General features: G+C 46.4%; 12 protein-coding genes. 8 read left to right on the top strand and 4 right to left on the bottom strand.

Going from position 1 to position 13,248, the window contains the following annotated elements; genetic code table 11:
- Positions 1 to 112 precede the first annotated feature (112 nt).
- Positions 113 to 343, top strand: coding sequence for a DUF1653 domain-containing protein (locus AC27G9_RS19740; RefSeq protein ID WP_487076213.1), 231 nt, complete (start codon positions 113 to 115; stop codon positions 341 to 343).
- A gap of 135 nt (positions 344 to 478) precedes the next feature.
- Positions 479 to 1,330, top strand: a complete 852-nt coding sequence (locus tag AC27G9_RS19745) for an MBL fold metallo-hydrolase (RefSeq protein WP_487076215.1) — start codon at positions 479 to 481, stop codon at positions 1,328 to 1,330.
- Between the two features lie 68 nt (positions 1,331 to 1,398).
- Here AC27G9_RS19745 and AC27G9_RS19750 read toward each other — a convergent pair whose 3' ends face one another.
- Positions 1,399 to 3,060: an amidohydrolase gene (locus tag AC27G9_RS19750; RefSeq protein ID WP_487076217.1), complete on the bottom strand. Its 1,662-nt coding sequence runs from the start codon at positions 3,058 to 3,060 to the stop codon at positions 1,399 to 1,401.
- Positions 3,057 to 4,076 (bottom strand): serine/threonine dehydratase, encoded by a 1,020-nt coding sequence (locus AC27G9_RS19755; RefSeq protein WP_487076219.1) that lies wholly within the window; start codon positions 4,074 to 4,076, stop codon positions 3,057 to 3,059. Before AC27G9_RS19755 ends, AC27G9_RS19750 begins: the two co-directional genes overlap by 4 nt.
- Before the next feature lie 114 nt (positions 4,077 to 4,190).
- Here AC27G9_RS19755 and AC27G9_RS19760 point away from each other — a divergent pair, with 114 nt between their 5' ends.
- From AC27G9_RS19760 to AC27G9_RS19770, 3 genes are all read left to right on the top strand, one after another.
- The gene (locus tag AC27G9_RS19760; RefSeq protein ID WP_487076221.1) at positions 4,191 to 7,058 is read left to right on the top strand and encodes a putative bifunctional diguanylate cyclase/phosphodiesterase; all 2,868 of its coding nucleotides are present in this window, start codon (positions 4,191 to 4,193) and stop codon (positions 7,056 to 7,058) included.
- An 87-nt stretch (positions 7,059 to 7,145) separates the two neighbouring features.
- Positions 7,146 to 7,955 carry a substrate-binding periplasmic protein gene (locus AC27G9_RS19765; protein ID WP_487076223.1) on the top strand — a complete coding sequence of 270 codons (810 nt, stop codon included), beginning with the start codon at positions 7,146 to 7,148 and terminating at the stop codon, positions 7,953 to 7,955.
- Between the two features lie 17 nt (positions 7,956 to 7,972).
- Positions 7,973 to 8,347, top strand: coding sequence for a PH domain-containing protein (locus AC27G9_RS19770; protein WP_487076225.1), 375 nt, complete (start codon positions 7,973 to 7,975; stop codon positions 8,345 to 8,347).
- A gap of 35 nt (positions 8,348 to 8,382) precedes the next feature.
- Here the strand turns inward: AC27G9_RS19770 and AC27G9_RS19775 are convergent, their stop codons facing one another.
- Positions 8,383 to 10,584 carry a S9 family peptidase gene (locus AC27G9_RS19775; protein ID WP_487076227.1) on the bottom strand — a complete coding sequence of 734 codons (2,202 nt, stop codon included), beginning with the start codon at positions 10,582 to 10,584 and terminating at the stop codon, positions 8,383 to 8,385.
- Between the two features lie 75 nt (positions 10,585 to 10,659).
- On the opposite strand from AC27G9_RS19775, the gene AC27G9_RS19780 reads away from it, so the two are divergent.
- The 3 genes from AC27G9_RS19780 to AC27G9_RS19790 all read left to right on the top strand — a co-directional run bounded on the left by AC27G9_RS19780 (position 10,660) and on the right by AC27G9_RS19790 (position 12,707).
- Positions 10,660 to 11,301 (top strand): NAD(P)H-binding protein, encoded by a 642-nt coding sequence (locus tag AC27G9_RS19780; protein ID WP_487076309.1) that lies wholly within the window; start codon positions 10,660 to 10,662, stop codon positions 11,299 to 11,301.
- A complete protein-coding gene (locus AC27G9_RS19785) occupies positions 11,294 to 12,025 on the top strand; it encodes a tRNA1(Val) (adenine(37)-N6)-methyltransferase (RefSeq protein WP_487076229.1) in 732 nt (243 codons plus the stop codon). Before AC27G9_RS19780 ends, AC27G9_RS19785 begins: the two co-directional genes overlap by 8 nt.
- 175 nt (positions 12,026 to 12,200) lie before the next feature.
- The gene (locus AC27G9_RS19790) at positions 12,201 to 12,707 is read left to right on the top strand and encodes a YgjV family protein (RefSeq protein WP_487076231.1); all 507 of its coding nucleotides are present in this window, start codon (positions 12,201 to 12,203) and stop codon (positions 12,705 to 12,707) included.
- 42 nt (positions 12,708 to 12,749) lie between these two features.
- Here the strand turns inward: AC27G9_RS19790 and AC27G9_RS19795 are convergent, their stop codons facing one another.
- Positions 12,750 to 13,154: an ExbD/TolR family protein gene (locus AC27G9_RS19795; protein ID WP_487076233.1), complete on the bottom strand. Its 405-nt coding sequence runs from the start codon at positions 13,152 to 13,154 to the stop codon at positions 12,750 to 12,752.
- Positions 13,155 to 13,248 lie beyond the last annotated feature (94 nt).

The following is a 13,248-nucleotide window of genomic DNA, read 5'->3' on the forward strand; positions in this document are numbered from 1 at the left end:
TGTATCATAGGTACGGATTGTTTGTGGTTTTAGGTAGAATTGCTAGGCTTTGTTCATCCACTATTGCATCAATGAAGCGTTAGCCGCCATAAAATTGTCCAGCGTGAACTAAATGGGAGAATCTATTTTGCTTAAACCCGGTCGTTATAGACACTACAAAGGAAATGACTATCAAGTTATTGATGTGGCAACACACTCTGAAGACGAATCAAAACTTGTCGTTTATCGTCCACTTTATGGAGAAGGAGCATTGTGGGTAAGGCCTTATGAAATGTTCATTGAAACGGTGGAAAAAGACGGAAAAACCATACCGAGGTTCGCCTTTGTAGAAGAGATGAAGTAAACCAATAGAGGTTGTACTTCATACTCATACCAAGGTTGGCGCGAAAGCATCAACTTGTTGGTTCGTGCGCAACACCTTGTTGCGTGAGCTAACACAATCGCAATGTAAAACACACTAGACGAAAGGAATACAACAATGAAAAAGTCCCTTGGTGGGTTAGTGATCGCGGCAGCGTTACTCTCTCACAGCGCTCTGGCTGACGATCGGTTTGCAGGGGTTGAAATCGATACACAAGCTGTAAGTGGCTCAGTGCATATGTTGGTGGGTGCAGGCGGAAATATCGGTGTATCGGCGGGTAAAGATGGCATTCTTATCGTCGATGACCAATTTGCTCCGCTAGCTGACAAAATTTCAGCTGAGCTAGATAAACTTGGCAGCGGGTCGCCGAAATTTATTATCAACACCCATTATCACGGTGACCATACCGGTAGTAACGCCGTTTTCAATGAAAAACACGGCTCAACGATTTTTGCGCATGAAAATGTGCGCATCCGTTTGGCGTCGGCCGAGACACCTGTGCCAGCGGCTTTGCCCGTTGTGACCTATCAAGATGGTTTGAAGTTTCATTTCAATGACGAAACTATTCACGTTTTCCATTTGTTTGCTGGCCACACTGATGGTGACAGTGCGGTTTGGTTTGAAAACGCGAATGTTGTGCATACTGGCGACCTGTTCTTTAAAGACACCTTTCCTTATATCGACTTGGGGGCAGGTGGAACGGTTGAGGGCTATATGGCGTCAGTCAGTGCCATAATTAGCCGCATTGACGATGACACTAAAATCATCCCAGGTCACGGCTCACTGGCGACTAAGCAAGACTATCTGTTGTTCTTAAACATGATTCAAAACACCCATGCTTATGTACAAGGGCTCAAATTAGAGGGCAAAACTCTGGATGAAGTGTTAGCTATAGGCTTGGATGAAAAGTGGGATGCCTGGTCTTGGCAATTCATTAATGAAGAGCGTTGGATTCGCACGCTTTATTAGTTTTCATTTCAATAGTAAAAAAGCCACGTTTTTGACGTGGCTTTTTTCGAAACGCGTTAATTCAAATTCTACTGATTGGCGTCAAAGACCTTATTCCCTGCAATCCATGTTTGGATAACGTGAGTTTTCCATATATCACTTGCTGGCACTGAGAAAATGTCTTGATCAACTAAGATAAAATCAGCCCATTTGCCCGGTTCCAAACTGCCAATGGTGTCTTCCATATGACCACCGTATGCCGCATCCAACGTGAAACCTTTGAACGCTTGTTCTATGGTCAACGCCTCGTGTTCATACCACCCTTTTACTGGCTGGTTTTCGCGATTTTGACGTGTGACAGCGGCGTGAAGGCCATAAAACGGATTGGCAAGTTCCACTGGGAAATCTGAGCCTAACGGCAATGCAATACCTGACTCTAATAAGGTTTTCCAAGCATATGCCCCTGCCATCCTATTTTTACCAATTCGAGCCACAGCCATATTCATATCACTTGTAGCATGAGTTGGTTGCATTGACGGCAGAATACCCAGTGCAACAAATCGTTTGATGTCGTCTACGTTGATGACTTGGGCGTGCTCAATGCGGTGGCGAAGATGATCTGCATCTATGGTCTTAAACGTTCTTTCAAAGGCATCGAGTGCTAGGCGGTTCGCTCTATCACCGATGGCGTGATAGTTAAGCTGGAAGCCTGAGCCCAACACCGTAGTGTAGAGTTCGTCCATATCCTCTGGTTGAGTAAGCAGTAAACCATGAGTGCGAGGAGCGTCAGAGTAAGGTTTTATCAATGCAGCACCACGGCTGCCTAATGCGCCATCCCCATAAGCTTTAACACTGCGAACAAACAGCATGTCATCGTTGCTGCGAACAATACCATTGCCCAGCATCATTTTTAAATTAGGATCAGTGGCACTAAGCATGGCATACACGCGCAACGGCAGCTTTGACTGTGCCGCTTGAGCGAGATAGAACTCATAAACGCTCTGGTCGACTCCGGCGTCGTGCATTGACGTGATGCCCAGCGAAAGCAGATGTTGACCTGCGGCATTGAGCTGATTGCTATAAACGGTAGCATCGGCTTTGGGAATGTGCTTTTCAATTAATGCCATGGCGTTATCAATAACGATACCAGTGAGGTTTCCTTCACTGTCTTTGGCAATGAGTCCACCTGCTGGGCTAGGGGTGTCAGGCGTAATGCCTGCCAATTCTAGCGCTTTACTATTGGCCCAACCTGCATGGCCGTCCACGCGGGTCAACCACACGGGCTTGTTTTTAATCGCACTATCCAAATCAGCGGCAGTGGGGAAGGCTTTGTCAGACCACAATTCTTGGTTCCAACCTCTACCTGTGATCCAAGCTTGGTTCGGGTTTGCAAAGACGTACTCTTGAACACTTTTGACGGCATCTTCGGCACTGGTGCTATCGCGAAGATTGACCTCCAGTAAATTCGCACCCAATCCGAGCAAATGGCCGTGAGCGTCGATAAGACCTGGTAGTAGGTAGTTGCCTTGGCCGTTTATTACCGTGTCGGCATTGTTTGTATTAGGATTCAAACTTACCACTTTGCCATCATCAATTAGCATCGAAGAGAATGAAACAAGATCCCCTGTCTTATTGAGCGTTTTACCTTTGATGTTTGTTACCAAAACCGTCTCGGCATACGATGAGGTACTAACTAGTAATGCCCCCAGTGCGGCAAGACAGCGCCATTTCCATTTTGTCGTTTTTATCATTGTGCTTCCTCTCCATGAATGATTGGAGGTTGTTGTAGGTAATCTGTTTCCCATACCTGCGCCATGCTTTGTTGACTAATATTGCCACCAGACAGCACGACGATGGCCGTTTGGCCTGGTTCATTATTGATGGCCCAAGACGTCACCGCTGCCATAGACATGGCACTGGTAGGTTCAACGTGGATTTTTAAAAGGTGGTGCAGCCATTGAGTCCAATAAGCAATTTGCTGCTCATTGACTTCGTAAAAGTCATCTAATTCCTGCAGTAACGGGAAGGTAAATTCTCCCACTGCGGGTGTTGCCGCGCCATCAGCCAGTGTTTGTACCGGGCCAGATAGGCTTTGGATCTCTCCGCTTTGCAACGACAAGGAGGCGTCGTTTGCCACTTGCGGTTCTGAACCTATCACGACGGCGTTTGGCAACAGTGCTCGTGTCGCTAACAAAGACCCGCTGAGCAATCCGCCACCACCACAAGGGGCAAATACCGCATCTGCATGGCCAACCTGTTCAATGGCTTCTGCGACCACTGTTCCTTGACCCGCGATGATATCAGGGTGATTGAAAGGCGGTATCCAAACGGTGTTGGGTTCACTTGCCGCTGCTTTTACCGCTGCATCGGCTTCTGGGCGTGTAGGGAAGGTTCGCAATGTTGCACCATAAGCTCGCGTAGCGGCCGCCTTGATAGGGGAGATGCTCTGGCCAGCAAAAATCGTCGTATCTAGGCCATAAGTATGACCAGCTCTCGCGACTGCTTGGGCGTGATTCCCAGAACTATTGGCTACAACTTTTTGGGGCAACTGATGTTGTTCAGCGAGTTTAGCCAGAAAGTTTGACGCACCGCGATATTTGAATGACCCGGTGTGCTGTACACACTCTACTTTGAACAAAATACGCTGGCCCATCCAACGGTTGAGTAGCGAAGATTCTGCAATGGGTGTTTGCTTTACGATGCTTTTTAGACGGCTTTGGGCAGAAAGAATATCTTCGTATGTCGGTTGGGTGACGCTGTTTGTCATGTAGTTTCCTTGTAGTCGTCGCTTTTTCTTGAGTATGGCAACGACGCGTTTGAGTCATAAATTCGTCATGAAGGCTTACTATACTTCAACGACATTTCTGTGACGATGAAGTTTATGTCAGAAGCGATAAAACGACGTATTTATTGGTTGCCATTCGCGCTCTTAATACTGCTATCGATATTGTTTTTGAGCTTGGGATTTTTCATGGCCGAAGAAGAGCGCCAAGCAAGAATATCGAAAGCCAGCTCAGTTGCACAGCAAGTTAAGATCAGTCTCGAAGTTTTTTCACAAGAAAGAGAACAAGCACTGGTGAACTTGATGCGCACCTGGCCCACTTATGAACCGAATCCCGTTGATTGGTTCAATGCCCAAGCCGTGTCGTTAATGGGGATGCAGCGGGGGTTTAGCTCTTTGGTTTACGCCGATCAGAACGGTATTGTGAAATGGGTCGTCTCCCCGGAATTTGGTGTACAAACGCGCCTTGATAACAGTTTGGTGGGGCAGCATCTCAGTGTCACTGGTCTTACGCTTTTCGCCGATGCCGAAACCTTTTCACACGCTTTGATCCAATCCAACCACAATGGGCACAACTATGTCGCCGTAGGCAGGGCTATTAGCCCGCAAGAACCTGAACATGGCTTTATCGTGGCGAGTTTTGATATCAATACCATATTAACGGTGATGCTAGGAGAGCTGGTGGGGCCGCAGTTTGCATTTGAAATTATTGATATCGACCAAGTATTGTTTGCCAATGGCGATTTTATTGATGACAGCAGCGTCGTAGAACCTGAAATCATGTCCTTTGTCGGGCGGCAGTGGCAATTGCGAATGCAGTCTCAAATTACAGGGTTTAACGCCGGGTTTGCTGTGGCTTTGGTTGGCATTTTGATGTCTGTCGTTGTGACCTGGTTCTTCCACAAACAGCTAATTGGTGCGTTCAAGTTGTCCATGAGTCAACAACGCTACAAAACGGCGAGTGACGCCGCTCTCGATGCCATCATGATCTATCAGCCCAAAGCGGACGATTTTTCACTCGTTGAAGCCAACACGTATGCCCTAAGAATGTTTGCCGGTGACATTCGCAAGATTTGTCACGATCCATTGTCCAAGCAGCTGGTGACCTTGGGTCAGGGAGAGTTGTTTAGTGCGGTATCACAGGTATCAGAAACAGGACGACCTTTGGAACACTACGTACAGATTCGCACGCGCTTGATCACCCCAGAATGGATGAAAATCCAAGTGGTTAAAGCGGGAGACAACTTAGCCATTACGGTAAGAGACGTCAGTGAGCGTTTTAAAGCGCAGCGCGAGTTGCAAAAAAGTGAAGAGAAGTACCGGCGTCTTGTCGATGGTATGAATCGCCATTTTGTCTATACCAAAACTCAGTTCCACGACTTTATTTACGTCAGCGCAGGGGTCAAGCCGATTTTGGGTTATGCGCCAGAGGAGTTTTGCAAGGTAGAAAAAAACGTGCTGCATCAGATCCCTGATGCGACCTTTTCTATTCGAAAAGCGATAAGAACCGGCCGCAAACCAGAACCTTACTTGATGCACTACATGGGAAAAGACGGTGATATCAAAGTCATCGAATACGCCGATACCCCAGTACTAGATAGTGACGGAAGCCTCATCGCGGTTGAGGGGATTGCCAGAGACGTCACTAAAGAGCTCGAGTTACAGGCAGAAGTGGCGTATCAAGCTAATCATGACCAATTGACCGGCTTAATGAATCGTTATGCCTTTGACAACCAATTGAAATCACTGATTTCAAGGGTCGACAAAGGAGAAGAATCGGCGGTGATGTGTTTTGTCGATATGGACAGATTCAAACTGGTAAATGACAGTTGTGGCCACCCTGCCGGAGACCGTCTGCTCAAAGAAATCGCCTTGCTGTTTTCTACTCATGTGGCAGAAAAAGACATGCTAGCACGTATTGGTGGCGATGAATTTTGTATGATTTTCCGCAATCAAACATTAGATGATGTAACCCGAAAACTCGATACCTTGCTGCATGATATTTCCAATTACCGATTTGTCTTCGAAGATAACATCTTTTTTGTGGGCGCGAGTATCGGGGTGATTGAGGTCAATACGCATAACCATACGGCAGCTGAAATGATAAAAGCGGCTGACAATGCGTGTTATCAAGCTAAATACTTGGGGCGCAATCGATACTATATTTATCAACCGACACAAGAGCAGCAAGAACTTGATGTGGCCGAAAGCCAAACACTGAGTACTTTACATTTGGCAATCCAAGGCGATGGCTTTGAGTTATATGGGCAGCCCATTGTGCCACTTCACGGCCGCGATGAAGGCTTAAATTATGAAATTCTCTTACGGTTAAAAGAAGCTAATAATCAATTGGTTAGTCCAGGACTGTTTATTCCGTTGGCCGAACGTCATGGTTTGATGAATAAGATTGATTGGTGGGTAGTCGACAACACCTTGGCGTTTTTAGAAAGCGTACCACAGCATGTCGAATCCCTAGCGAAAGTCGCCATCAATTTGTCTGGAATCACGCTGGGTGATGAAGCATTGTTGCGAAAGATCGTGCAGCGAGTGCAAGCGTCGTTAGTGCCCGCTGAGAAATTGTGTTTTGAAATAACCGAAACCACTGCCGTCACTAACCTAACTGCGGCGCAAGGCTTCATTACCACACTCAGAGACTTAGGGTGCCGATTTGCCCTTGATGATTTTGGCGCGGGCATGTCGTCGTTTACCTATCTCAAACACCTTGATGTTGATTATGTCAAAATTGATGGTTCCTTTGTTCGCAATATGGCGAGAGATCCAATTGATCACGCTACAGTCAAAGCCATCAATAGCATCGCTCATAGTATGGGCAAACAGACTATCGCTGAATTTGTCACAGATATGGAAACGAGCGATGCGCTCAAGGCGCTACGGGTAGACTATGGCCAAGGCTTTGCGCTTGGCAAACCTGTACCTGTGGAAGGAATGCTGTCGTATAATACCTAAAGAGGGCTAGTTGGTTTACCTTCTCTCTTTATCGTTCTACATTAGGTCAATGCGACCTAGTTTTGGTACGGATTAAAAGGCAGCAGTTTGCGTTTAACAACGATAAATACAATCTTATTTGCAACCGTTTGGTGGATTGGTTTTGCCAGTGCCTTAAGCGTTGTTGCTGAAGCCAAGGCAGAACCCCCCAAGCGATTGGTGTTTGCGGTAAATTCGCCAGGCGCTGCTCCCTATTTGTATTTAGACACCGACAGCAACCAGTACGTTGGTTTGGTCGTAGACTTTTTTAATACAATGGCAGACGACAATCAGCTGTTCGTCGAATATATTGACGCCAATCGCACCCGCAGTGAGCAGTTTATTTATACTGGCAAAGCCGATGTATTCCTATCAAGCTTGGTGTGGCTGAAAAAGCCTAATTTGGTTATTAGTTCCGAAGAGCTCAGCCCCAATGCGAGCTTTTTGTATAGTACCGAGCCATTTGAAGACAATTTTTCACTGACAACTTTGAGCAACGAACGGATTTGTACGCGAAGGGCTTACGTATACCCGGCGTTGACCGAACGCTTTACCCAATCAGTACAGCGGGTGGATTCATCAAGCCAAAAAACGGGGTTACAAATGCTATTAAAGGCACGTTGTGACTACCTAGTGATGAATCAGTACAACGCCATCAGCCTGTTCAACACTCAAGATTTTTGCCACCTCAAATTTCATCGGTCGCCCCAGCCAATTAGTTCGGTGCCGAATGCTCTGATTTTTAGCAAGCAAAACGCGGCAATAGTGCCTATAGTCAATGACTACTTAAGACGATTTAAACAAAGCGGTAAACGAGACGTATCGCTGTCCAAACACATGAAACGATTTGATCGTGATTGTGAAAAACCACCGCAATAACAACACAGGAGTGAAACATGGGATTTTTAGACGCAATAATGGGCAACGCGAGCGAGACCGATGCCGCATCTATTCAAGAAGAGTTGGCACCTATCTTGGCTGATGGTGAAAGTGTGGTCAGTGCGTATAAGCTAGTGAGAGACTTAATCGTCTTCACGTCTGCCCGTATTATGTTTATCGACAAGCAAGGGTTAACTGGTTCTAAGGTCGAGTATCACTCCATTCCGTTTAAAGCGGTTACACAGTTTAAAGTTGAAACGGCGGGACATTTTGATACTGATGCTGAGCTGTATATTTGGGTATCGGGTAAGAGTGAGCCCTTGTCTGTAGAGTTAGGCAGGAGCACCGCCGCGAGCGTACAGAAAACGCTGGCTAACGTACTGTTTGGCTAGTAATAAAAAACGGGGCTTTTGCCCCGTTTTTGTTGTTATTTTCCGATGTTGCGATCGAAGAAGTTCGTGATCGTGTGATACAAGTGAATACCTGTATTCTTTCCACGAATACTGTGTTTCTTCCCTGGATAGTCCATCACCTCAAACGGCTTCGCCAAATCTTGTAAGTGCTTGTAAAGTTTAGTGCTGTGAGTAAACAACACATTGTCATCCGCCATTCCGTGGTAAATCAACAATGGCCCTTTTAGATCGTTGGCGTAAGGGAATACCGATGAAGCGTCATAGGCCGCTTTGTCTGTTGTTGGGTTACCCATGTAACGCTCGGTATAGTGGGTGTCATACAAGCGCCAATCGGTCACTGGCGCGCCAGATACACCAGCTTTAAAATAGTCGCCAGCTTTGAACATTGTCATCAATGTCATGTAACCACCATAGCTATGCCCGTGCACGCCAATACGCTCGGCATCGACAAATGGCAGTGTACGCAAAAACTCAACTCCGGCGACTTGGTCCGCAACTTCAATACCGCCCATCGCCTTGAAGATAGGATCTTCAAAACCTTTGCCGCGATAGTTTGAGCCGCGATTGTCGAGTGTGAAAACGACATAACCTTTATTGGCCCAATGTTGGAACAACAAACCGCGATTCCCTGCCCATTGGTTAGTGACCACTTGAGCATGAGGACCACCGTATAAATAAACGATTACAGGGTGTTTGCCTTCTAATTTTTTAGGCTTGTACATGCGGTAGATAAGCTCTGCATTATCTTGGGTTGTGATAGTACCGAATTCGGGCTCAACCCAATCACTCATGTAAGGTGTAAGCGGGTGGTTTTCGTCCAAGGCATTCTCTTCCAACCACGTGATTTGATCGCCATTGGCTTTGTGTAAGCTGACTTGGAAAGGACTATTGATCGTAGAAAACTTGTCGATGTAAATCGATGCATCACCACTGAAAACGACATTTCTGTATGCACCAAGTTCAGATACGCGAGCGATATCGCCACCCGCTACGTTTGTTTTGTAGACTTGCTTCTCCAGTGGCGTATCCTTGCGGCCGCTAAAGAAGATATTACCCGTTTTCTCATCGATAGCTTCGACTTCATCCACGACCCATTCGCCTTTGGTGAGTTGGCGAACCAATTTACCCTCGTTGGTGTACAGGTATAAATGTTTATAGCCGTCTCGCTCTGACGCCCACACGAAGTGTTTGTTGTCAGACAAGAATCGCAAATCGTCATGCAAGTTGACCCAAGTGTCGCTGTGTTCCGCTACTAACACAGATTGCGTTTTGGTTGCTAAATCATAGGCGCGTAATTCAAGGTCTTGTTGAGTGCGATCTTGCCATTGGTAGGTGAAGACTTTGCTGTCGTTCATCCACTTGCCGCGAGCGAAATAAATATCAGTGTTCTGACCTAAATCTACCCATTCTTCTGTCTTCGATGCGACGTCGTAAATCGCAAGGCGAACCTTAACGTTTGGTGTGCCTGCACCAGGGTAACGTTGCTCTATCGTTTTAATCTCATCAGCGTAAATCTCAGAGCGAGTAATCACCTCTACTGGCGACTCATCCACTTCGGTAAATGCAATATGAGATTCATCTGGAGACCACCAGTAGCCCGTCATACGGCCCATTTCTTCTTGCGCGACAAATTCCGCCATGCCGTATTTTAGGGTGCCACCGCCTTGCGTGGTGACGGCGGTTTCCTTGCCTGAAGCGATGTGCTTGATGATCAGGTTTTGATTGCGGATAAATGAAATAAAGTTACCTTTGGGCGACAGTTTAATGTCGGTTTCAAAGGCGTCAGTATTAAGCAAGCGCTCGGCACCTTTCTCACCCAGTTTGTGATAGTAAACATCACCACCTAGAGGAAACAGCAAGGCTTTGCCGTCGTTTGACCATTGATAACTTACAATGCCCGAACCAGATAAGCGCATGCGTTCTCTGCGTGCTTTTTCTTCATCCGATAACTCTTCTTCGCCACTTGATAGCTCATCTGAGTCAAATAGCATACGGGTTTTACCCGAAGGAATATGGTACTCCCAAAGGTCTAGGCGGTTGTAGTCTGTCGCCTTGCCTTGTAGAAATGTGACGCGTTGACCGTCAGGGGACACTTTTAGCGTCTTCGGGGCTTTTCCATCAAGGCCCGGCGATTGGAATATACGTTCGATTGAAAGAGGCTGAGCTTGTACAATGCTACCCAACATGAGGGCTCCCAGAGCAAGATATTTTTTCATTATTATGTACACTGTCGTCTTTGAAGTCTGTGATTGTATTAAACCCACCAAATCATACAAGTGGTGAGAGAGGAAATTCGGTTGAAAGCGTTAGTTCTTGGGGCAAGTGGGTTGGTTGGAAAAGCCTTAGTAAACCAACTCTTGGCCAATGCCGATTACAGCGAAGTTGTCTGTCTGGTTCGCAAACCGTTGCGTCAACAAGACTACCGAGACCCTCATCACAAATTGCGTCCTATCGTTATTGAATTCGAACAGCTGGACGACTATCAGGGCTACTTTACGGTTGACCACGTTTATTGCTGCTTGGGCACAACGATTAAACAGGCGGGCAGTAAGGCAGCATTTCGGAAAGTCGATTTTGAATATGTTCATATCGCAGCGCAGCTGGCTCGGAGTCAAGGTGCAAAAGGATTTGTTTGGGTATCAAGTGTGGGAGCTAATGCGAAAAGTCGCCATTTTTACTTGCGCGTAAAAGGCGAGCTGGAAAATGCGATTTTGAACATGCCACAACTCAATCACGCCGCTGCTGTGCGTCCATCTGTATTGATCGGTCAGCGAGACAAGCTACGCCTTGGTGAACGAATCGGTCAGTATGGCCTGCAACTAATCTCTCCTCTATTGATTGGGAAATGGCAGAAATATCGACCAGTCAATGGACCAACCGTTGCCAATTGGATGATTCAACTTCAACCAAGAGTGAATCCACCGCATGGCTAAAGCCAAGGGTTTTCAGTTCAAGCAGTTTTTTGTCGCTCACGATCAATGCGCAATGAAGGTGAACACCGACAGCATAATCTTAGGTTCTTGGTGTGAACCTGTTGTGAGCCAGCGGATTCTCGATATCGGTACGGGCAGTGGCTTGTTGGCACTAATGCTGGCACAAAAAACAGCAGCGACGGCAGCCATTACGGCCATCGAAATTGATGAAGCGGCTTACCGACAAGCCAACGACAATGTTGCAGCGAGTCCATGGGCTGAACGCCTACAGGTGATTCACGGTAATCTCTTAGCATACCGGCCAGCGCAGCCATTCGATTTTATTGTAACTAACCCGCCTTATTTTGCTGGCGCGACAAAAAACTCAGCGGCATATCATCAGCAATCCAAAGAAAGACATACTGCCCGACAAGAAGACGCTTTGGATATTGATGGCTTGTTCGGCTGGAGCCAAACCCATTTAGCCGATGATGGGAAAATGGCAATGGTGTTCCCCTATGCGAGGGAGGCATATTTGCTGGAAAACGCCTCGAACAATGGGTTTTACGTACACAACAAGTTGCTCATCCATGCCAGCCCAGCCCTGCCACCTTATTTAGGCGCTTACCTCTTTGGTCGAACTGAGAACGAACAAACAGTCCAGTCAATGACGATTCGTACACAAAGCGGTGAATATACCGATGCTTATCGCAAGCTGTGTAAAGACTTTTACTTAAAATTTTAAATCCAGTTTGCGCTGAAAGTGGTAATGAATGCTGACTTCGCTTTATAATCGCCGCGCTTTGACGGGGGCTCGCCCTCTTTATCATTGAGTCATCTATACTCAATGCGCAATTCTTCGTATGTTGACTGACCAGCAGAAAACATACCGCGATATACCAACTCTCGAAGGATATTGAATGTTACTGTGGCTCGCTGAAGCTTTAGGCGCTTTAGCTGTTGTACTTAATTTTATCGGTTATCGTCAAAATGACGTGAATCAGTACCGCTTTTTTTCTGCGCTAGCTTTAGCAAGTGTAAGTGCTCACTTCTTCATGCTTGGAGCCATGGCAGCGGGCATCGGCTGTCTATTGGCTTGTATTCGTAACTTTGTTGCGATGCGCTATCGTAGTAAGGAAATCCTCTACTTATTTATGGCCAGCAATATTGGCTTCTTTTGCTATGAGTGGTTTGGACTGGATCACCCCTGGTACATACTATTTTCTTACGTCTCCTCGCTGATTTTCACCGTTGGCTCAATCGTATTGCAAAACGCCATGCGAATTCGTCAGTGGTTTATTGTGGCCGAATTATTGGGGTTGGTTTACGCCGTGATAGTTGGCAGTATCTTCGGTTCTATTTTTAATATCAGTAATCTGTTTAGTATTTTGCTTAAGCTGTATCAAGAAAAGCAAGGCAAGGCATAACGAAAAACCGGCACTAAGCCGGTTTTAGTCAACGGGTTAAATTTAAGATTTCACCAATACAGGCTCTTTTCCAATCCCCGCAATTTTCGCTTGGTTCATCACGTCCACTACAATACCGTGCTCAGTATTTTCATGGGCTTGAATGGCGGCTGAATCAGTATTGTGTTCGGCGAGATAGGTTTGAATGTTGGCTACCACTCGGCGAATATCAACTTCGCGCCCATTCATTTGAATATTGCCATTTTCATTGATGCGAATCGACAGTGACTTTTTCGCGACAATGGGTGGAGTATTGTTTGGATCAGGTCGGTTTACCTCAAGGCCCCTCTCGTTGATGTGAGAGGTAGTAACAATAAAGAAGATCAGCATGATAAACACAATGTCTAACATTGGCATCATATCCACTTGAGCCTCGTCCAAACCCGCTGCGTGTTTGTTTCTTTTCATCGCGTTAGCCTAACAAGAGAAGTGTGTATTGAGTATTCGATTGTGCGGTGTCGGTATGCCAGTGTTTGAGCAGGGGCGGTAACTAAGGTGGACG

Source organism: Alteromonas sp. 5NS40-0096 (genome assembly GCF_057544385.1).